Below are 22215 nucleotides of genomic sequence, written 5' to 3' on the forward strand. Positions count from 1 at the left end.
TCATTGTGCAACACTGTACACCAAAACAAAAAAGCCGTCATGAGGATGACGGCTTTTTTAGAGTAAACAATCAGCGAAAGTTAGCCCATACGGTAGTTTGGCGCTTCTTTGGTGATGGTTACATCATGCACGTGAGACTCAGACATACCGGCAGATGTGATTTTCACAAACTTGGCATTTTGACGAAGATCATCAATCGTTGCAGAACCGGTATAGCCCATAGAAGAACGCAGACCGCCCATCATCTGATGCACGATATTGCCCATTGGGCCTTTGTACGGTACGCGACCTTCAATACCTTCAGGAACCAGTTTTTCAGCACCGGCTTTAGAATCCTGGAAGTAACGGTCAGCAGAACCAGTTGCACCGGCCATCGCACCCAAAGAACCCATACCACGGTAAGCCTTGTAGTAACGGCCCTGGAAGAATTCAACTTCGCCCGGTGCTTCTTCAGTACCGGCCATCAGTGAACCCACCATGATGGTACTTGCACCAGCGCCAATCGCTTTTGCCATATCTCCAGAGAAACGGATACCACCATCAGCAATCAATGGAATCTGTTCTTTCAATGCACGTGCAACAGAATCAATTGCAGAAATTTGTGGCATACCAATACCAGCCACAATACGAGTTGTACAGATTGAGCCAGGACCAATCCCCACTTTTACGGCGTCCGCACCCGCATCAAGCAAGGCAAGCGCAGCATCACCAGTGGCGATATTACCGCCAATCACTTGAACTTGTGGGTAGTTCTGTTTGACCCAGCGTACACGCTCGATCACACCCGCAGAGTGACCATGTGCAGTGTCCACAACGATCACATCTACACCAGCATCAACCAGTGCTTCTACACGGCTTGGTGTTTCAGCGCCAGTACCAACTGCTGCACCTACACGTAGACGACCTAGATCATCTTTACAGCTATTTGGATAAAGTTCCGCTTTACGGAAATCAGTTACCGTGATCAAGCCTTTTAATTCATTGTTTTCGCCAACAACGATCACTTTTTCAATACGGTTTTTTTGCAATAAGGCCTGAATGTTTTCTTTCGATTCGCCTTCACGCACAGTCACCAGACGGTCTTGGCCAGTCATGATATTGCTAACCGGCTGTTCCAGATTGGTTTCAAAACGTGTATCACGACCTGTCACGATACCAACCACTTTACCGTCTTTAACCACGGGTACGCCACTGATGTTATTCGCTTGAGTTACAGCGATCAGTTCACGTACTGTAGTTTCTGGGGTAACTGTGATCGGATCTTTCACCATACCGGCTTCAAATTTTTTCACACGGCGTACTTCTGCGGCCTGGGCAGCAATATCCATGTTCTTGTGCAGAATACCGATACCGCCATTTTGTGCCATCGCAATTGCCATACGTGACTCAGTCACAGTATCCATAGCTGCTGAAACAAGTGGGATATTCAGGTTAATGCCGCGAGTCAGGCGTGTCTTTAGAGAGACATCTTTTGGGAGAACAGTAGAGTAGGCAGGGAGTAATAGGACATCATCGAAGGTTAACGCGTCTTGAACGATGGTCAACATAACAGTCTCACTGGTAATTTCCGTGCGCTATTATAAACAAATTTAGCTCTAAATTTCATTGCAATTGCAAAATTTATTTTGTCTAAATCTGGACTTAGATTTAATCCGAATATCTAAACCTGTAAATTTAACTATTCAATCAACAATTTAAATATGCCAGAGCAGTCATCATATTTATTCGGTTTACAAAATCCCTTACTAATTTTTTCTCCCATAAAAAAAGCAGAGTCCATACCCTGCTTTTTAAATCTTGAGTTTGAATTTAGCTCACCCGTTCGAAATTATCATCATTTTCGGCTTCATCCGGCTCAATCTGGATGAATGGAATCATATTGTGTGCCATCCGTGCTTTATTGCACTGGGCATCAGCGATCTGCACTTCTTTACAGGATGAGCTACGTAGCTCGTACATGCCGCAACTCACCTGCTCGCCAATCTTGCCTTCTAGCGCAACACAGCGCGGATTTTTCTGATTGGTTCCCGCCATGCATGAATAGACCGAGGTGACAGGCTCAGTATAGTGCTCAGGCATGGGAATCCCCTCTGCCCAATAAAATGAAACCCTGAAATAGGCGCAACATGCGCCACAACTTAAACATGCATCTTGTGTAGGAACTTGAGACAACATTTCTTATAAATTCTCGTCATCAAAAACAGTTTTTTTGCCGGCGGAAAATATAAAAAATGTTGTTTTTCTACTCAAGAAAAAATTTAAAATTTTCTTGAACTATTCAGGACAAGTAAAAACAGTTTCATCCATTAAATCAGTGCCACATTCCAGTGTTTCAATCCAGTCCAGAAACTGGTTAATCTGTTCTTTACCCACAAATGGTGTTCCATGTTGTGGCACAATCATGTCTACATCCATGGTACGTACCATCTGTACCCATAAACGAATCACCTTGTTATTGCACATATAGCGCTGGTGAAATCCTTTCATTTTCGGAATGTGCGCTGCAAAATTTTCCAGTGGCTTTGAAGCATCCTCGACCATTGACGCCCCCATATCACCAGAAAACAGGATCTTGGCAATCGGGTCATAAAACTGGAAATTACCGACTGAATGTAAAAAGTGCGCTGGAATAGCAATAATGCTGGATTGACCGAGTGGAATGATCTGACCATGATCCGGCAATTCAACCAGACGATCCAGCCAGTTACCTTTCATACGGTCACTCATAAAGGCTGAATTCAGATGCGGTAAGAAACGCGCCCAGAGCTTGGAAGCTACGACTTTGGCTTCGGTATAGACCAGCCAGCGCGGCATGGAGGTAATAATGTCCGGATCCTGATGCGATGCCATCACATAATCCAGATTGCTTAACCGGGTATAGCGGTTCAGTTCCATGGTCAACGGTACATAAGTTAAATCACCGCCCGGATCAAGTACTGCAGCACGCTCATTGTCTAAAATCAGAAATTGGTTTGCCTGGACACCTTCACCTTTAACGAGACTGGTAAAACTAATACATTTATGTGTCCCATTATCAAACAAGACTTGCGATGTGGTGCGCTCGAAGGCCATCAGTAATCCCCATTTTTTTTCGTTTAGGATGGTTTTTCTATAGGCATATAACATATAGGGAATTAAATGAACTTACAATCAATAAAACTGGATATATCACTTTATTTATCAGTAAATTGAGCACAATTTCACAATAAAAAATCCCGAGTTTTTAGCTCAGGATTTATACGAAATTGATTTTTATTTTTAAAATAAATAATGTTGTGCCAAGGTGCCGACACCGATGATCAAGAAAATACTGGCGCCAATTTTATGAATCAGGCCGATTGGAAGTTTATTCGCCAGTTTATCACCGATAAATACCGCAGGTGCGTTGGCAATCATCATTCCGACGGTAGTACCCATCATCACCCAAAGCACACTGTCAAAACGTGCTGCCAGTGCCACTGTCGCAATCTGGGTTTTATCACCAATTTCAGCCAGGAAGAACAGCACAAAAGTCGCACCAAACACGCCGTACTTTTGCCATTTATTGATACTGTCGTTTTCATCCCCTAATTCATCCGGAATCAGCATCCAGATTGCCATCCCAATAAAACCGACTGACACGATCCACAGCAAAATTTCTGGCCCAATAACGGTAGTGACCCATTGCCCCAGGGCTGCTGAAAGACCATGGTTAATCAGGGTTGCCAGTAAAATTGCAATTAAAATCGGTGTCGGTTTGCGGAAACGTGCTGCAAGAAGCAAAGCCAGTAACTGGGTTTTATCACCCATTTCGGCAAGTGCAACGATGGCCGTGGAAAGCAGGAATTCGTACATGCGGTCTTTCTCTGGCTGGCATTTTCTACCGATGATTCACCCTTCCCGCCAGCCAAAATCTGCAGAATGGTAAATCAAAGGTCTTGCCAACAAAAGAAAGCTTCGAGAAGCTTATTTGGTTCTTTGCTATGATGACCATGCCCTGTTGAGCAAATATGTTGACCATCACCCTTCTGCTTTGCGCAAAAGGCGGCTACTCCCCAATGAAGTGCGCCCATTATAGCCAACCGTGTTTATATTTACAAATTGTCATATAAAAAAACCCTGCCGGAGCAGGGTTTTTATTTTCATACATTCATGAATCAGATCAAGAGTGTACGAATATCCTTTAACAGCTTGGTCAGCTTATTGGTAAAGCGTGCAGCATCGACACCATTAATTACGCGATGGTCATAAGACAGTGACAGTGGCAGCATCAAACGTGGATCAAAGCCCTCCCCATTCCATACCGGTTGCATGGTCGCAGGAGAAATACCCAAGATCGCCACTTGCGGCCAGTTCACCAACGGCGTAAATGCTGTACCGCCAATTGAGCCCAAGCTGGTGATGGTGAAGTTCGCACCTTGCAGATCTTTAGGTGATAATTTCTTGTCACGCGCTTTCTGGCTTAACTCACCGAGCTCAATAGCGATCTTCTTGATCGACTTCTGGTCCGGGTTACGTAATACAGGAACAGTCAGACCATCTGGCGTCGCAACCGCAATGCCCATATGGATCTCATTCCGTAGCAATACCGATTTACCGTCATCAGACAGGTGACCGGCAAACTCACGCTCTTCTTTGAGCAGATAAGCTACAGCCTTGATAATGAAAGCCATGATGGTCAGGCCAATACCTTCTTTTTTGAAGTTGCCTTTCAGCTCATTACGCCAAGCTTCCAGCTCAGTGATATCGGCTGCATCAAACTGGGTCACTTGTGGGATGTAGTTATTTAACGATAACTGCGGAATCGAAACCTGTTGCAGACGCGTCAAGGCTTTCTCTTCTACCCCACCAAAAGCACTGAAATCAGGCAGTTTTGGTAAGCCAGCAGGAGCTGTAGCTGCCGCAGGTGCGGTTGTTGTTTGCGGTGCAGTCAGACGATCTTTCACATACGCAAACAGGTCTTCTTTCATTAGACGTTCATGCGGACCAGAAGCTTTCACTTCTGCCAATACCACACCCAGTTCACGAGCCAGTTTACGCACAGCAGGACCAGCATAAACTTTGGCATTGGCAGCGTTCTGCTCTTTGGTGAGCTTGTCTGCACTATGCGTTTCAGGTGTCGCAGCAGGTTCAGCTTTTGGAGCTGCGGCGGGTGCAGGCGTAGCTTTGACTGCAGGTGCTTCTGATTTTTCCACTGGAGCTGCAGCAGGTGATGCTTGTCCTTCAGCTTCAATCGTAATCAGTGCCACACCTTCAGAAACACTCTGGCCCATCTCAACATGAATCGCCTTAATCACGCCGGCAGTCGTGCTTGGCACTTCTACTGTCGCTTTATCTGACTCGACCACGATGATACTCTGGTCTTTCTCCACCGTATCACCGACCTGTACCAGAATTTCTGCTACAGCAGCCTTGTCTACACCCAAGTCAGGTACTTTTACTTCAATATCGCCTGCAGGGGATGCCGCCTGTTGTGGTGCTGTTTCAGTTTTGGCTTCAGGTGTTGCTTGAGCTTTTGGCTTTTCTTCTGCTTGAGGCGCTGCTTGCTCAGCAGCTGGTGCTGAATCTGCAGTTTTCACTGTCAGAATCAGCACCCCCTCTTTGACTGAATCACCTTCCTGAATATGAATCGCTTCCACAGTACCTGCAACCGTACTTGGTACTTCAACTGTCGCTTTATCCGATTCAACCACGACCAGGCTTTGATCAACTTCAACTTCATCGCCAACCTGAACCAGAATTTCACCCACCAGGGCTTTTTCTACGCCAATATCCGGCAATTTCACTTCTACAGTAGATGTAGAAGCCGATTGAGAGGACTGTTCACTTTGGCTAGAGGCTTTAGGCTGATGTGTCGCCACTTCCTGCAGGATTTCCTCATCAGGCAATTCAGTTGGGGTATTTTCCGAAGTTTTGTCAGCAGCATCAGCTTCCTGACTTTCTACCGTACCGACATCATCTTCAGCCTGCAGTTCAATCAGGACAGTACCTTCAGATACTTCATCACCCTGATTGATCAGGATGTTTTTGACCACACCTGCTGAAGTGCTTGGCACTTCAACAGAGGCTTTATCCGATTCCAGCAGCACAATACTTTCATCTACAGCGATGGTGTCACCCACCTTCACCAGGATTTCTGCCACAGTTGCCTTGTCTACACCAATATCTGGAGTCGTAATTTGCATGATTAGTTCTCCTCTTTGTAGTCAGCAACAGCATGCAGTTCCGGGGTCGCCTGTGGCGCCCAAGCCACCGGACGATCAGTATCTAACTCAAAGCTAGAGATCGCATCTTTCACTAAACGTGCATCGACTTCACCTTCATCTGCCAGCTTCTTCAAGGTTGCTACGACAATATGTGCAGCATCGACACCAAAGTAGCTACGCAGGTTGCCACGGGTATCTGAACGGCCATAACCATCGGTACCCAAGGCTACGAATGGACGGCTATCTGGAAGATAGGCACGGATCTGTTCGCTATAGGCACGCATGTGATCGGTAGCCGATACCACAATACCGTCCTTGTCACGTAACTGCTGAGACACCCATGGCTCTTTCGCTTCTTCAGCCAGTGGATGCAGGCGGTTATATTCTTCACATGCCATACCATCGCGAGCGAGTTCGTTAAAGCTGGTCACGCTCCAGACATTGGCATGAATCTGATATTCCTCACGCAGGATTTTTGCGGCCTTGATCACTTCACGCAGAATCACACCTGAACCCATCAGCTGAACTGTCGCTTTCTCGTCTTCTTCCAACAGATACATACCACGCTTAATGCCTTCTTCTGCACCTTGCGGCATTGACGGATGTTCGTAATTTTCGTTCATCAGGGTCAGGTAATAGAACACACGTTCCTGATTCACATACATACGTTGCAGACCATCATGCACAATCACGGCAAGCTCATAGCCAAAGCACGGGTCATAAGAGACACAGTTTGGAATGGTGTTGGCCAGAATATGCGAATGACCATCCTGATGCTGCAAGCCCTCACCATTTAAGGTCGTACGGCCAGCGGTTGCACCCAGCAAGAACCCTTGCGCCTGTGCATCACCTGCTGCCCAGGCAATATCGCCGATACGCTGGAAGCCAAACATTGAGTAGTACATGTACATCGGGATCATTGGCAGGTTATTAGTTGAATAACTGGTCGCCAATGCCGCCCATGCACTCATCGCACCGGCTTCATTAATCCCTTCTTGCAGCATGTGACCGTCTTTGGCTTCACGGTAATGCATCAACTGTTCCTGATCTTCAGGGGTATATTGTTGACCATGCGCTGCATAGATCCCCAATTGACGGAACATCCCTTCCAGACCAAAGGTACGCGCTTCATCTGGCACGATCGGTACCACACGGTCCTTGATCGCTTTCTCTTTTAATAAGGCAGAGATGAGACGGACCATGACCATGGTGGTGGACTGTTCTTTACCATTTGAACCTTTGAGCACAGCATCAAAAACAGAAAGCTCAGGAATCGGTAAAGATTCACTTTCTTTGCGACGTGCTGGCAGATAACCACCCAGTGCCTCACGGCGTGCCTTCATATATTTAATTTCAGGCGAGTTTTCACTTGGGCGGTAGAATGGAATTTCTTCCAGTTGTTCATCAGTAAATGGCAAGTTGAAACGGTTACGTACGTATTTCAATGATTCCAGCTGCATTTTCTTGATTTGGTGGGTCTTGTTCACCGCTTCAATTTCATCAGACAGACCATAACCTTTTACTGTTTTCGCCAGAATGACCGTTGGCTGACCTTTGGCCTTAGTCGCTTCTGCATAGGCAGCAAAGACTTTATACGGGTCATGACCACCACGGTTCAGATTATCGATATCTTCATCGCTCAGGTCTTTAACCAAAGCTTCTGCTTCTGGATATTTACCAAAGAAATGTGCGCGTGCATAAGCACCACCTTTCACCTGATAGCGCTGGTAATCACCATCTACTGCTTCTTCCATAATCGCTTTGAGTGCACCAGATTTGTCTTTATCCAGTAGCGGATCCCAATGACGACCCCAGACAACTTTAATCACGCGCCAGCCAGCACCACGGAATAATGACTCAAGTTCCTGAATGATCTTGCCATTACCACGTACCGGACCATCTAAACGCTGCAAGTTACAGTTCACCACCCAGATCAGGTTATCCAGCTTCTCACGACCCGCCAGTGAAATCGCACCCAGGCTTTCCGGCTCATCCATTTCGCCATCGCCCAGATAAGCCCAGACTTTACGGTCTTCTTCCTTAATCAGGCCACGGTTCATCAGATACTTCTGAATATGCGCCTGATAGATCGACATGATTGGACCCAGACCCATCGATACCGTCGGGAACTGCCAGTAGTCTGGCATCAAGTAAGGATGAGGATAAGAAGGCAGGCCTTTGCCGCCGACTTCACGACGGAAATTATTCAGATGCTCTTCAGTTAAGCGGCCTTCTAAAAATGAGCGGGCATAAATCCCCGGTGCACAGTGACCTTGATAGTAAATCAAGTCGCCACCGAAGCTGTCGTTATTGGCACGGAAGAAATGGTTAAAACCCACATCGTATAAAGTGGCAGATGAAGCAAAGCTGGCCAAGTGACCACCCAGGTCATCACCGGTTTTATTTGCGCGAAGCACCATTGCCAAAGCATTCCAGCGAATCAGTGCGCGAATACGGCGCTCCATGTCCTGGTCGCCCGGCATCGCAGGTTGTTCTTCTACAGAAATAGTGTTTAAGTAGGGAGTATTTAAACGCTGAATAGGAACATGTTTGGCAATTGCGCGTTGATAAAGTTTTTCAAGTAAAAAGGCGGCGCGCTCGGTTCCCATGTGTTGCAAAACGGAGTCAAAAGCGTCTTGCCATTCTTGGGTTTCTTGAGCGTCGGTATCTCCATAAAACGCCATAATCTACAGTTCCTGAAAGCCAAATTGATCACTTATATGTATCATATTTACGGCTTATACAGGTATGGCCTTGGCTGAATGCGGTTCTGGAGTACTATTTATTATCTAAATATACATTGACACTTTATTACACAAAGTAACAAAAAGAAGTCAATAATGGCGATTTTTTATACGACAGTTATAATTCTCGGTGATAATATAATATCTAAAAGCAATTAGATCGAACTCCTTCTCTACTCCCTGGAAGAAATGTTCAGTCTAATTGCCTTAAAAGCGGTTTGATTGATTTTTTATGAGTATCAAGTATCAGACGTATTAAAGTATTTCAGTTATTTTGAGCAAAGCTACGCTTAAGGCAACATTGCTAAATAAGTTGAAGGATTTTTACGTTGACCGTCTTTTACTACTTCATAGTGTAGATGAGGACCAGTACAACGACCTGTACAACCTACATTCGCAATATGATCACCGGCTTGCACCTGATCTCCCACACGTGCAATCAAGCGTGAAGCATGGGCATAACGAGTAAGGTATCCATTACCATGGTTAATTTCGACATACTGACCATAACCTGTACCCCAACCCGATTTGGTTACGATACCAGGACCAGTTGCATAGATCGGTGTACCGCTTGCAGCAGCCAGATCTAGACCTGAGTGATTTTCAGCACGACCACCCATGGTACGGCCGCCAAAATTTGAGCTGACACGTTTCATGTCGGGTAATGGATGAGCCACTAACCACGAATAAGGATTATTTGAAGATGCAACTTTACTGGATGAAGAATTGCCATATTTTTGAGCAATGGTCTGATTATTCAGTTCAACCGGTTTTTCACGTAGCTGAACATTTAATTTAGTTTGTGCGGGAATATCAATATCTTCAGGATGGGTATAAGAACCCTGCGATAAAGTACGTGTTAACTGCTCAAGACGGTCAGGTGTAGCATCTTGTTGATTCAGATCCACTAAATCTGCAAAAGCTACTGAAGCAGCTGAAACCGAAATAGAAAATGCCAATAGGATACGTCGCATAGGCATATGCATAAAAAACCTCTCTAAACTGCTAATCGAGTTTCTTGAAGATCTCTTCCTTGATATCCACTTTAAGAAGCGCATAAGATTAAGACATAAACATGTAGGAATTATGTATGTCGGAACCTGTCAACGTCTTTCAAAAAACAAGAAAACAGATAAAAACAGGAAACTTTTCGTTTCTCTCATCACAAGTTTCTGCATGGCAGAAGCTTACGAAACTCGTACAACCGCTATTGCCTCAACCCGAACAATGGCAAGTTGCCTGCTATCAAAATGGTGTGTTAACGATTACTGGTGAAAACCAAGCCATGATTTCTCAATTGGCCTATCTTCAAAAGCAATACATCTCACAACTCTCTCAAATAAACGAATTAAAAGATCTTACTAAAATCCAGGTTTGCTTAAGGAATCCATCCCCTGTTCAACCGGTTCCAGAAAAATCTGAAAGAGCCTTGAGTCCAGAAACACAGGAATTACTTCGCGGTGCTGCTGACTTTATAAGCGACCCTAAGCTTAGCCAAGCTTTACTACGTTTGGCAAGCAATAAAAAGTAACATTGCAATGAGATGTAATAAATTCCAATGTTGTTTTTATGTGACAGGTGTCACATTAGATGCAGCTAAGTTATAACACAAAGACACAAAGACAAGGACTTATGTCACAGTTACATAACTAATTGGACATTGAGTTACGTCATCAAATGTTACAATTTCATAGCTGCTTGGGTCACTTTTCACGTTACGCAATAGTTGATTATTCAAAGCATGCCCTGATTTGTAGCCATCAAATTTGGCAATAATCTGGTGGCCTAGCAGGTATAAATCACCTACCGCGTCTAGAATTTTGTGACGTACAAACTCATCCGAGAAACGTAAACCTTCTTCATTGACCACGCCGGTTTCATCTACGCCAATGGCATTTTCCAAGCTTGCACCCAAAGCCAGATTATTGGCTTTCAAGTAGTCAAGGTCTTTCATAAAGCCGAATGTACGCGCTTCACTGACTTCATAAACAAAGGTTTCTGTAGAAAAATCGATGCTGGCAGATTGATGTTCTTTTTTAAAGGCAGGATGATCAAAATCAATGGTGAAATTTAGCTGAAAGCCATCATGTGGGCTGAAAATCGCCCGTTTATCATTGATCAGGGCTTCAACAGGTTTAATAATTTTAATAAATTTCTTTGGTACCTCTAGTTCTTGCAAGCCGCCCTGCATGAGCAGATAAATGAAAGGTCCGGCACTGCCATCCATAATGGGAACTTCTGAAGCTGACACTTCAATAATCAGGTTATCAATGCCCAGTCCCGCAATAGCGCTCATCACATGCTCAATCGTACCCACTTTGGCATTTGACTGAACCAGATTCGAACACATGAAAGCTTCCTGGATCAATAAGGCATCCGCAGGAATATCGACGGGTGGATCCAGATCAATACGACGAAACACAATGCCCCCATCGGCGTGGTGCGGCACAAAGTTAATCATAACCTTCTGCCCACTATGAAGACCGATTCCGCTCGCTTTCACGATACGTTGCAGGGTACGTTGTTTCAACATGCTTTTTATCATCTGTTCACCAATAAAACCGCTATACGTTAGCATATTTGGCCATTGATAAAAAACAAAAGGTGGCTCTAAAGCCACCTTTTCTGTGCAATCATCGTAAACACATGCTGTTACATATTACTTACGCTGTTGATTTTTAAGATAATCTTGGATGCTCATTGGTGTTGGACGCGGGCTAGAAACTGAAGCTGCAGGATTAGCTGCTGCACCTGCTTCATTTTGCTGACGCTGAATTGCCGGTACATCATCATCTTCAACTACTGCCTGTGATGCTGATGGACGTGCTGCCTGTACATTCGCGCGTTTAGTCGGCTCAACCGAATCTGCAGCATGGCGAGTCAGACCAGTCGCAATCACCGTGACGCTGATTTCATCACGAGCATCAGGATCAAATACTGTACCGTAGAAGACCTGACCTTCGTCTAGATCCACGATCTGATTTACAACATCAGTAATTTCTTCAATTTCACCGAAGGTTACATCATCACCACCCGTCACGTTAATCAGAATACCTTTAGCATTCATAATGGTGACGTTATCCAGTAATGGGCTGCGAATCGCCTGCTCTGCTGCCTGACGTGCACGGTTTTCACCACGACCCAAGCCTACACCCATCATGGCATAACCACGCGTACTCATTGCAGTTTTCAGATCGGCGAAGTCAAGGTTAATGTGACCAGGACGTACCACCAGATCAAAGATACTACGTACCGCATTCAACAGTACATCATCCGCTTTTTTATACGCATCCTTCATTGAAATATCACGGAAGACTTTCAATAGACGCTGGTTTGGAATGATGATCAGAGAATCTACGTGCTGTTCTAGTGCTTCAATTCCCTTTTCGGCGGATTGCAGACGGCGTTTACCTTCAAAGTTGAATGGCGTAGTCACCACACCAACAGTCAGGATACCCATTTCTTTAGCAATTTCAGCAACGACTGGCGCAGCACCGGTACCTGTACCACCACCCATACCGGCAGTGACGAAAACCATATCAGTACCTTCAAGCTGCTGGCGGATCAGTTCACGGCTTTCTTCTGCTGCCGCTTGACCGACCTGTGGATTTGCTCCAGCACCCAGACCACGTGTACTTTGCTCGCCCAGCTGAATTTTAAATTCGGCTTCCATGCGATCCAGTGCCTGTTTGTCTGTATTGGCACAGACGAACTTTACGCCCTGGATATCGGACTGCAACATATGCTGTACAGCATTACCACCCGCACCACCTACACCAAATACAGTGAAACGGGCTTGACCATTGCTATCGCTATGATCTTCTTCGAAAAATTCAAATGAGGCCATGACCTATAAAATTCCTAATTCATAATTGGCAGTCACTAAGCCCGTATACTGCCTTAATCTTGATAAAAATTGTTTTTAAGAATGCTGCTCAAGCAAGCACTTGTCAAGTACAAGCCCGATTAACTACAACTTCCCAACAATATTCACAATAAAAATCGCTTAAAAGATCGCTTTTAACGTTTCGTTAAAACCTGACCATGCCCGTTTAATGCGCTGTGTTACTGATAACTTGTCCCCGTCTTCGGTCTCAACGAGGGTTTCCTGGGTATCACTCTGGCTAAACATCAGCAAACCAGCCACTGTTGCGTACTGGGAACGACGTAAAGCCGCCTGGTGCTGTTCATCTGCATAGACCTGTACCGGCGGATTGCCCAGATGTGCAGATACACCCAAGGTACGGCGTACAAAGCTGACCATACCTTCAATCTGACTGGCATCACCAGTCAGCACCACACCATGATACAGTCCCTGCATCGCGCCATGGTTCACCAGTTCATCACGCACCAGACCCATGATTTCTTCATAACGCGCCATGATAATTTCAGTCAGTTCAATCCGGCTAATGGTTTGTGGTCCATCAATGCCCTGGAACTGAATCATATGCTCTGGTTTAACCACTTTTAGGTCAACACAGCCATAGAGCAATTTCAGACGTTCTGCTTCTTCTGTCGTGGTCTGTAAAACTGCTGCAATATCACGGGTCACATGTTCACCGCCACGCTGAATAGTATGGGTTAACGCCAAACGGCCATCTAAATAAACAGCAATATTGGTGGTTCCCGCACCGATATCTACCAGACACACGCCATATTCTTTTTCATCTTTCAGCAGGCTGGCTTCAGCAGTAGCTAGACAGGACACCACCATTTTCTCCACACCGATATTGGCCCCTTTTAAAGCGCGGTCAATATTCTGCATGGTGCTGATCGGTAACATCATCAAATGATAATGTCCCGTCATGCTATGTGCCGACATACGGATCGGGTTGAGTACCCATTCCGGTGCATCATCCAGCTCGAAGCCTAAAGGCACCGCACTGACCAGATAATGATCTGAGGTGACATGACTGGCTTTGGCCAGCTCAAGTGCCCGTACCACTTCACTGGTCGTAATTGAATGTTCACTATTATCAATGGTGGTACGACCCGAGGCATAAAAGCTTTTTAATTCAGCACTTGGGATCGAAATCCACGCAGAATGCACACGACATTCAGCCATATCTTCCGCTTCTTGTACGGCGTTTTTAATGGCGGTAATGACTTTATCGAGACTGACAATTTTTCCTTTATTCATGCCTCGGTTACGAGCGGTCGCCATCCCAATCACTTGGATATTGTCTGGCGCGTGTACCTTACCAATCAAAACTGAAACTTTGTGTGTCCCAATGTCAATCGCCACAACCGAGGGAACAGCTTCACTCATTATTAACTACTACCATTACGTGTTTGTTAGATTTATGGCTTTATAAGGCCTCTAGTTTTTAAAGCCGGTCATTATGGCTTTACTGTTACATTATTCTCAACGCCCGTGTCATTAATGGTTACAATAAATTGACCATTTACAATTTTAGGCGGAATTGAATTTTTCCATTGAATCGCCAATCCATTGCGATAACGCAGGTCGATCGCTGAAATTTTCGACCATACCGGTTTTAGTTCGCTATAGGACAGATGACTCAAACGTTGCAACTTGCTCATGGTTTGGTCTTTATCGACAATCACACGCAAACCTGAATCAAACTGCATAAACCAGGTCATTCGTTCAGTTAAATATAATTCTTTTAAACGAATACCTTGTGGTAAAAATAACTGATTGATTTCATTATAACGTCGCATCATGGTTTCTGCATGGCTCGCCGGCCCATGTAGTAACGGTAATGCCTGATAATTCTTGGGTGTGACTTCCGTAAAAATCACACCACTGTCACTTAGTAAACGCCCTGTTCCCCAACGTGCAATGGCATGATGCGGCATTACCCGGACATGAATTTTGTCTGGCCAGGCACGAGATACCACGACACGATCCACCCAGGACAATTCCAGTGCACGGTCACGAATCGATTCCAGGTCCGAAGTAAAATAGTTTTCAGTCACAATCGGTGAAACGTACTGCATGACCTGGCGCTCTTCAGCTGCTGAACGCGTTCCTGCCACTTTCAGCTCTGCTACCTGAGCATCAGTCATCACCTTGTACAGGCCAAAAATCCCAAAAGCCAGCACCACCAGCGCGACACACAACAAGACCCAACCACCCAGGTTGGTCAGTTTTTCTTTGCGTGTCGGCGGCTTGTCGTGAATTGAGGTAATCGCAGCACGTTTACGGCGCATGGTTGCTGGGAGTTGAGCCATAACTTAGTGTGCCGCACCGTTTAATGTTTGTTCCAGAATCGCTACACAGAGCGCATCAAAACTATAGCCAATTGCTGCTGCCGCTTTTGGTACCAGAGAATGACTGGTCATACCTGGAACAGTATTCACTTCCAGTAACCAGAACTTACCCTGTTCATCCTGCATTGCATCAATACGGCCCCAGCCACTTGCACCCACCGCCTGGAAGGCACGTAGAGCCAAGGCTTGCAATTCTTTCTCTTCAGACTCGCTTAAGCCACATGGAATGCCATATTCCACATCATTACGCTGATATTTAGCTTCATAGTCATAGAAAGCCACATCTTCTGGCGGTTGCAGACGAATGACAGGTAGGGCCTGACCATTCAGAATTACAATGGTAAATTCACGGCCTGTGATCCATTTCTCTGCCATAACCACGGCATCATGTTCAGTGGCTTTGGCAATCGCATCGGCAAAGTCTTCTACTTTTTCAACTTTACTCATGCCAATACTCGAACCTTCGTGTACAGGCTTAATGATCAGCGGCAAATCTAGAGCAGATACAATTTCTTGCGCATTCGAGTTTTTGGTCACGATACGATATGGCGCAGTAGGTAATTCTGAACCCTGCCAAACCTGTTTGGTTTTGACTTTATCCATACCAATGGCAGAACCCTGTACGCCTGTACCGGTATATGGAATATTCAACCATTCCAGCGCACCCTGAATCTGACCGTCTTCACCGCCACGACCATGCAATACCACAAACGCACGATCATAATTTACCAGCTCGGTAACACTACGCTCTTGTGGATCAAACGCTTCTGCATTGACCCCAGAACGCATTAATGCCTCAAGTACGGCGGTTCCACTATCTAGCGAAACCTCACGCTCTGCAGATTTACCACCCAGCAATACGGCAACTTTTCCGAATTTTGAAGCATTTGACACGTTTATATCCTTAAACTTTTTGAATCTGTTCAATCAGTCATAACATGACTATTTTACTTTACATATAAATGATTTTGAGCAAGTTCGATTGAGATTGCTCCAACATTACCTGCGCCTTGGGTTAATAACAAGTCATTTGCTTGCAATACCTTTTTCATCACCTGGCTCAGGTTCCCCTCAACCGGATCAATCAGGATTGGTTCAACTTCCCCACGTAAACGGATACTACGTGCCAATGCGCGGCTATCTGCACCTACAATTGGCTTTTCCCCTGCCGGATACACTTCAAGTAAGAGCAGCTGATCGACTTGTGAAAGCACTTCTACGAAGTCATCAAAACAGTCACGGGTACGGCTGAAACGGTGCGGCTGGAACATCATCACCAGACGGCGATCTGGATGGCTGGCACGAGCCGCTTTAATAGTGGCTTCTACTTCTTTTGGATGGTGACCATAGTCATCGACCAGTTTCACATCGCCGCCTTCAAGTTCAAATTGACCTTGTACCTGGAAGCGACGACCTACACCACTGAAGCCTTCCAGTGCACGGCAAATAGCTGCATCGGATACGCCTTCATCCGTTGCAATCCCAATTGCAGCCAAGGCATTGAGTACATTGTGCAGACCCGGCTGATTCACAGTCACGCGTAGCGGCTCACGATCTTTACGTAATACGGTAAAGTGGCTGCGCATACCTTCCTGTACGACATCGACGGCACGAATGTCATTATCTTCATTAAAACCATAAGTCAGTAATGGACGACCAATACGTGGCATGATTTCACGGATATTGGCATCGTCACCACACACAACCGCTAAACCATAGAATGGCAGTTTTTGTAGGAACTGGATAAAGGTGTCTTTTAAAACATCGAAGCTGCCACCATAAGTATCCATATGGTCAGCATCAATATTGGTTACCACGGCAGCCATTGGTTCTAGATAAAGGAATGAGGCATCTGATTCATCGGCTTCTGCCACGATATAACGACTTGCACCCAAAGCGGCATTCACACCGGTACGGTTTAGCAAACCGCCGATCACATAAGTTGGATCCAGATTTTCTTCTGCCAGCATACAGGTGATCAGGCTGGTGGTTGTGGTTTTACCGTGAGTGCCTGCAACCGCGATCCCGTGACGGTAACGCATCAGCTCACCCAGCATTTCTGCACGGCGGACTACCGGTGTACGGGTTTCAAGAGCCGCCTTGATTTCCGGGTTTTCCTTATCAATCGCGGTAGATACCACGATGACATTGGCACCCTTAATATTGCTGGCTGCATGGCCGATATAGACCTTGATACCATTTTCTTCTAATTGAGCCGTAGTTTTAGAGGCCTTGATGTCTGAACCAGAAACTTTATACCCCTGGTTTTTCAGTACTTCCGCGATCCCGCACATCCCTGCACCACCAATCCCTACAAAATGGATATGCTTGATCCGGCGCATTTCCGGGACTTTAATTAATTTCTTTGCTTGGTCTGCTGGGGTTACTGGAGACATAATTTACTCGGATTACAATTCTTGAATTAAACGGACCACATGCTGGGTCGCATCGGGTTGAGCCTGACGGCGTGCTTTGATCGCCATTTCCATCAATACCTGACGGTCAAGCATCGGCTCTAATAAGGTTTTTAAACTGTCTGGCGTCAAAGTAGCCTGCGGGCAGATTTTGGCTGCCTGCTGATTGGCCAAGAATTTGGCATTCGCAGTTTGGTGATCATCAACCGCACTTGGTAGCGGTACAAAAATCGCAGCTACACCAGCAGTTGCAATTTCAGTAACTGTCAGTGCACCGGCACGGCAAATGACCAGATCGGCGTCGCTATAAGCTTGGGCCATATCTTCAATAAACGGCTGAACTTCAACCTGCAAGGAGGCGGGTTTGTCTGCATAACGTGCGCGCGTTGCTTCAGCATGATTTTGACCACACTGATGATAGACATTTAACGGCACATTCAACTGTTTCAAGGCTTCCGGCACACGTTCATTTAAGGCTTGTGCCCCAAGTGAACCACCAACAATCAGAATTCGTAGCGGCTGGCCAGCTTTTTCCCGCTCCTGATAACGCCAGGACGGATTTAAAATTTCTGTAATTTCTTTACGTACCGGATTACCGGTGGTTACTACTTTATCTTGTGCCGGGAAAGTATCAGGAAAAGCCTGACATACCGTTTTAGCGACCCGTGACAACTGGGTATTGGTAAAACCCGCGACTGCATTTTGCTCGTGAATAATTACAGGAATACCCAGGATCCGCGCTGCCAGACCACCCGGTCCTGCCACATAACCGCCAAAGCCTGCAACAGCTTCGACTTTGAGCTGTTTCATATGCTTCATAGCACTAAGAGTGGCTTTTAAAATTTTAAACGGGGCCAAGACTTTACGCACAAAACCATTGCCACGCACACCTTGAATATCGATTTGATAAATTGGAATATTATGGTTTTTTAATAATCGGTTTTCCATGCCCGCTGGTGTTGCCAACCAGGACACTTCAATTCCTTGTTGTTGTAGATCTTTTGCAACGGCTAACGCTGGAAACACATGTCCACCCGTACCTGCGGCCATCATCATGACATGTTTAGGCTGTTTTTGCTGAGCGTCGGTCACGGTCTAATTCTTCAATTAAAAAATGAAACAGGAGGTCTAATTTAAGTCATCAATTGTAATCACAAACGCTTGCCCTTGAAAGTTTATTTACCTTATTTCAACAAGCGTTTCATTGTTTTTTTCATACTAATTTGAAGTTTAAACTAGTTTTATTATAAGGTCTGCATTTTTCCTTAGACTTAAGTGAAATATAAGCATAATTTTTAAATATTTTTCATTTAATCTTTTTATAGTCATTCCCTAAATCTATACATTTTTCACTATTTACTGGCTATTTTTCCATTTAATTCATCCTATTAACTTATGCCTAAATCATATAAATCTGAATAAAATTTTATGTTATCCCTATCTCTATATAATTTTTTTCAAATTGATCTGCATACTCCTTAAATGGATTCAAGCATTATAGATGTCAAAAATATCAATTCGTGATCTATGGATTATTTTAGCCGGTTATCTGGCGGCCATGCATGTCGGCAAACTGTCTGCTGTTATTCCCATTCTGCAACAGGATTTAGGCTTAAGTTTTATGCAAGCCGGGTTTTCCCTATCTTTAGTACAAGGGGCCGGGATGCTATTCGCCCTTTGTATTGGTGCTTTTTCGGAAAAAGTGGGTTTAAAGCGCTGCATGATTTTGGCGTTAATCATTTTAGGACTGAGCAGTATCGCTGGCCTTTGGATTCAGCATGCCACAGCCTTATATTTCTTCCGCTTTACCGAAGGGATTGGATTTTTAACTATTTCCTTGTGCGCGCCTGCAATTTTAAAACGGATCAGTCGGCCTGAAACACTGAATTTTAAAATGGGACTCTGGAGTTCCTATATGGGTGTCGGTGTCAGTCTTGCTGTTTTTAGTATTCCTGTTTTACTCGAATACCTGAACTGGCAGAATATTTGGGCTATTCTCGGCAGTCTATGCTTGATTATTGCAGGCATCATTAAACGATACCTGCGAATAGATTCAATGGCATTTGCATCTAACACAATTCCTCAACCAGTACCGTCAAATACTTCATTCTGGCAGATTATCAAAGTTACCCTTACCCATCCACCCATTCTGTGTTTAGCTATTATTTTTGCCTGTTATACCAGTCAGTGGATTACCGTGACCGGGTTCCTGCCCAGCATGTACGTCGAACATGGTATTGATTTAAAAGTTGCAGGCGTTCTGGTTTCAATCGTGGTACTTGCCAATCTGGGCGGCACTTTTGGTGCAGGTATGTTGTTACAACGTGGCTGGAAACCCAAGACGCTATTCAGTACCGGATTTACAGCCATGCTGTGCAGCAGCTTTCTGGCTTTTGCAGCCAGTTCATGGCTCATGTTCGACTTACAGTTTATAAGTGCTGTACTGTTTTCACTGATTGGTGGAATTATCCCGACCACTGTTTTTGCCATTACTTTGCAGCATGCCCCGCGTGCCAATGCCGCAGCAGCCAGTGTGGGTCTGGTTTTACAGCTTTCAGCCTGTGCTCAATTTTTTGTGCCGCCTTTGAGCGCAGCACTGGTTTCGACTACACAGAATTGGGCTTATATCGCGGCAGTTACCGCCAGCCTCTCTATATTAGGAATCTTAATGACCCTGCTTTTATTCAAGCATTATGGCCAATAAAAAGAGCCTCAGACGAGGCTCTTTTTTATTATTGAAAGCTTAGGCTTGACCCAGACCGGCTTCCAGTACATCAAACAGGTCATCTGCAATGGAGGTACCAAACTGAGTATCAATTTCACGGATACAGGTTGGACTGGTGACGTTAATTTCAGTGACATAATTGCCAATCACATCCAGACCGACAAATACCAAACCTTTTTCTCTGAGATAAGGCCCCACTTGCGCTGCAATGGCTCTATCATTCTCAGTTAATGGACGTGCTTGACCTAAACCACCTGCTGCCAGATTGCCACGCACTTCACCATTTTGCGGAATACGGGCCAGACAATACGGTACTGGTTCGCCATTGATCATCAGGATACGCTTATCCCCTTCTACAATTTCAGGAATATAACGCTGTGCCATAATCGGCTGGTTACCATTGTTGGTCAGAATCTCAATGGTTGAGCCAATATTGATACCATCCTGATAGAGACGGAAAATTCCGGTGCCGCCCATACCATCCAATGGTTTTACAATCACATCAACATGCTCTTTTAAAAATTCACGGAGCAGGCTTTGTTGCGACGTTACCAAAGTCGGAACTTGCAGGTGCGGGAACTGAGTAGCAAACAGCTTTTCATTGCAGTCACGCAGGCTTTGCGGTTTGTTGATAATCCATGCTCCTTCACGTTCTGCCTGTTCCAGAATATAAGTGGTATAGACAAAGTTCATGTCGAATGGCGGATCTTTACGCATCAGCACCACATCATAAGCCGCAATCGATTCTTTTTTCTTTTCACCCAGTTCGTAGTAATGGTTATAGTCTTCAAATACCTGCAAAGGCGAGATCAGACCAAAGGCCTTACCTTGGTCGATATATAAATCTTGCTGTAATGCATAACCCAGTTCATGTCCACGGCGTGCAGCTGCCCATAACATGGCCATGGTTGAATCTTTTTTCAGGTTTACATTTTCGATGGGATCCATCACAACAAGTACGCGCATGTCTCTGTGCTCTTTCTTAAAAATACATTAGCAAGGAGTATAGCCTGTGCAGTTTCTTTTGTTTATGGTGATTTTGCATGACTAATTTTGTATAAATGCTTAAATACTTTAATCAACAAGAGCATTTATCATGCAGCAGGCAATTGTCGGCTTTCATCTGGATGAAGAAAATCATTGGGTCGCTGAACTGGCCTGTGGTCATGGTCAGCATGTGCGGCATGATCCACCTTGGCAAAACCGTCCTTGGGTCATGACCGAACAAGGCCGTAAAGAAAAACTGGGCGTCTTATTGGACTGCAAAAAATGTGAAATACACGAGGATTAATATCTTCTAAATCAAATCAGTATATATACTCACCCTGAGTATTTTATCTCGTTTAGAAAATTGATTAAAACCTGAATAAAAATAATAATACCTTGCTTATAAATGCATTATCTTTCAACTAAATACATCTAATTTTATGATTTAACGATTATTTTTCGAAATCATGGTTCCCAGCATAATAATAAAGGTACTGACCCCGCCAATCAGTAAGCTCATCAGAGCAATTTCCAAAGTGATCTTATGATGCCAGCTCTGATCAGGAATCCAGGGCAAATTCAGATTTTCCCCAAAGATAAAGTTAATAGTACATATAATCAGAAAGCCAATCGTTGTAGAGATCAGTAAAGTCACCACCAAGTTTTTCCACATCTTGTAGCCCACCAGCATGACAATAATGGCCAAACCTACCACCGTTATAATCGATATAAATAAAACACTGTTCCAGTAATCCATTCCTAGTACTCTTATTTTAAATCAATTAAAATTATGAAATTCGGCGAATTCAAACATGAGGTGCGACAGTTTCAAAAGCCTTATGATAATCAACAAGCTGAGCAAATTTCTCTAATGGTGTAAGCCAATCTAACGCTTTTCTAGGACGAGTATTCAGTGACATAGCGAC

At 44.8% G+C, this 22215-nt stretch carries 19 protein-coding genes, 1 pseudogene and 1 riboswitch; of the genes and pseudogenes, 3 read left to right on the plus strand and 17 right to left on the minus strand.

The window, feature by feature from the left end; translation table 11 throughout:
- Positions 1–80: 80 nt before the first annotated feature.
- From guaB to FTU01_RS12730, 7 genes are all read right to left on the minus strand, one after another.
- Complete coding sequence (gene guaB, locus FTU01_RS12700) at positions 81–1547, minus strand: IMP dehydrogenase (protein ID WP_034170242.1); 1467 nt, start codon at positions 1545–1547, stop codon at positions 81–83.
- A gap of 262 nt (positions 1548–1809) precedes the next feature.
- The gene (locus FTU01_RS12705; RefSeq protein WP_166137458.1) at positions 1810–2175 is read right to left on the minus strand and encodes a YkgJ family cysteine cluster protein; all 366 of its coding nucleotides are present in this window, start codon (positions 2173–2175) and stop codon (positions 1810–1812) included.
- Between the two features lie 99 nt (positions 2176–2274).
- The gene (locus FTU01_RS12710; RefSeq protein WP_159123793.1) at positions 2275–3072 is read right to left on the minus strand and encodes an MBL fold metallo-hydrolase; all 798 of its coding nucleotides are present in this window, start codon (positions 3070–3072) and stop codon (positions 2275–2277) included.
- A gap of 186 nt (positions 3073–3258) precedes the next feature.
- Positions 3259–3834, minus strand: a complete 576-nt coding sequence (locus tag FTU01_RS12715) for a TMEM165/GDT1 family protein (protein ID WP_159123792.1) — start codon at positions 3832–3834, stop codon at positions 3259–3261.
- Between the two features lie 73 nt (positions 3835–3907).
- Positions 3908–4048: riboswitch (yybP-ykoY riboswitch) on the minus strand.
- An 88-nt stretch (positions 4049–4136) separates the two neighbouring features.
- Positions 4137–6164, minus strand: coding sequence for a 2-oxo acid dehydrogenase subunit E2 (locus FTU01_RS12720; protein ID WP_180139368.1), 2028 nt, complete (start codon positions 6162–6164; stop codon positions 4137–4139).
- A 2-nt stretch (positions 6165–6166) separates the two neighbouring features.
- Positions 6167–8869: a pyruvate dehydrogenase (acetyl-transferring), homodimeric type gene (gene aceE / locus FTU01_RS12725; RefSeq protein ID WP_180139370.1), complete on the minus strand. Its 2703-nt coding sequence runs from the start codon at positions 8867–8869 to the stop codon at positions 6167–6169.
- Positions 8870–9219: 350 nt separating this feature from the next.
- Positions 9220–9909, minus strand: coding sequence for a M23 family metallopeptidase (locus FTU01_RS12730; protein WP_034170247.1), 690 nt, complete (start codon positions 9907–9909; stop codon positions 9220–9222).
- A gap of 110 nt (positions 9910–10019) precedes the next feature.
- Here FTU01_RS12730 and FTU01_RS12735 point away from each other — a divergent pair, with 110 nt between their 5' ends.
- Positions 10020–10460 carry a DciA family protein gene (locus tag FTU01_RS12735; protein WP_004781492.1) on the plus strand — a complete coding sequence of 147 codons (441 nt, stop codon included), beginning with the start codon at positions 10020–10022 and terminating at the stop codon, positions 10458–10460.
- Between the two features lie 99 nt (positions 10461–10559).
- Here FTU01_RS12735 and lpxC read toward each other — a convergent pair whose 3' ends face one another.
- The 7 genes from lpxC to murG all read right to left on the minus strand — a co-directional run bounded on the left by lpxC (position 10560) and on the right by murG (position 18669).
- Complete coding sequence (lpxC, locus tag FTU01_RS12740; protein WP_180139371.1) at positions 10560–11462, minus strand: UDP-3-O-acyl-N-acetylglucosamine deacetylase; 903 nt, start codon at positions 11460–11462, stop codon at positions 10560–10562.
- A gap of 126 nt (positions 11463–11588) precedes the next feature.
- Positions 11589–12776, minus strand: a complete 1188-nt coding sequence (gene ftsZ / locus FTU01_RS12745) for a cell division protein FtsZ (RefSeq protein WP_034170248.1) — start codon at positions 12774–12776, stop codon at positions 11589–11591.
- A 159-nt stretch (positions 12777–12935) separates the two neighbouring features.
- Complete coding sequence (gene ftsA, locus FTU01_RS12750; RefSeq protein ID WP_159123790.1) at positions 12936–14198, minus strand: cell division protein FtsA; 1263 nt, start codon at positions 14196–14198, stop codon at positions 12936–12938.
- Between the two features lie 71 nt (positions 14199–14269).
- Positions 14270–15124: a cell division protein FtsQ/DivIB gene (locus FTU01_RS12755; protein ID WP_180139372.1), complete on the minus strand. Its 855-nt coding sequence runs from the start codon at positions 15122–15124 to the stop codon at positions 14270–14272.
- Between the two features lie 3 nt (positions 15125–15127).
- Positions 15128–16057: a D-alanine--D-alanine ligase gene (locus FTU01_RS12760; protein ID WP_180139373.1), complete on the minus strand. Its 930-nt coding sequence runs from the start codon at positions 16055–16057 to the stop codon at positions 15128–15130.
- A 53-nt stretch (positions 16058–16110) separates the two neighbouring features.
- Complete coding sequence (murC, locus tag FTU01_RS12765; protein WP_005232692.1) at positions 16111–17559, minus strand: UDP-N-acetylmuramate--L-alanine ligase; 1449 nt, start codon at positions 17557–17559, stop codon at positions 16111–16113.
- A 12-nt stretch (positions 17560–17571) separates the two neighbouring features.
- The gene (gene murG, locus FTU01_RS12770; RefSeq protein ID WP_159123787.1) at positions 17572–18669 is read right to left on the minus strand and encodes an undecaprenyldiphospho-muramoylpentapeptide beta-N-acetylglucosaminyltransferase; all 1098 of its coding nucleotides are present in this window, start codon (positions 18667–18669) and stop codon (positions 17572–17574) included.
- A gap of 409 nt (positions 18670–19078) precedes the next feature.
- Between murG and FTU01_RS12775 the strand changes: the two genes are divergently transcribed.
- Complete coding sequence (locus tag FTU01_RS12775; RefSeq protein ID WP_180139374.1) at positions 19079–20281, plus strand: CynX/NimT family MFS transporter; 1203 nt, start codon at positions 19079–19081, stop codon at positions 20279–20281.
- 39 nt (positions 20282–20320) lie between these two features.
- On the opposite strand, the gene gshB is transcribed toward FTU01_RS12775, so the two are convergent.
- Positions 20321–21268, minus strand: coding sequence for a glutathione synthase (gene gshB / locus FTU01_RS12780; protein ID WP_180002589.1), 948 nt, complete (start codon positions 21266–21268; stop codon positions 20321–20323).
- A gap of 130 nt (positions 21269–21398) precedes the next feature.
- On the opposite strand from gshB, the gene FTU01_RS12785 reads away from it, so the two are divergent.
- A complete protein-coding gene (locus FTU01_RS12785) occupies positions 21399–21593 on the plus strand; it encodes a DUF3565 domain-containing protein (protein WP_004781474.1) in 195 nt (64 codons plus the stop codon).
- A 141-nt stretch (positions 21594–21734) separates the two neighbouring features.
- On the opposite strand, the gene FTU01_RS12790 is transcribed toward FTU01_RS12785, so the two are convergent.
- Together FTU01_RS12790 and FTU01_RS12795 are read right to left on the minus strand one after the other, a co-directional pair.
- Positions 21735–22046 (minus strand): hypothetical protein, encoded by a 312-nt coding sequence (locus tag FTU01_RS12790; RefSeq protein WP_159124191.1) that lies wholly within the window; start codon positions 22044–22046, stop codon positions 21735–21737.
- Positions 22047–22095: 49 nt separating this feature from the next.
- A pseudogene (locus FTU01_RS12795) lies at positions 22096–22215 on the minus strand (IS30 family transposase); the annotation flags it as partial.

It is taken from the genome of Acinetobacter sp. YH12043, from assembly GCF_013419915.1.
GTDB lineage: Bacteria > Pseudomonadota > Gammaproteobacteria > Pseudomonadales > Moraxellaceae > Acinetobacter.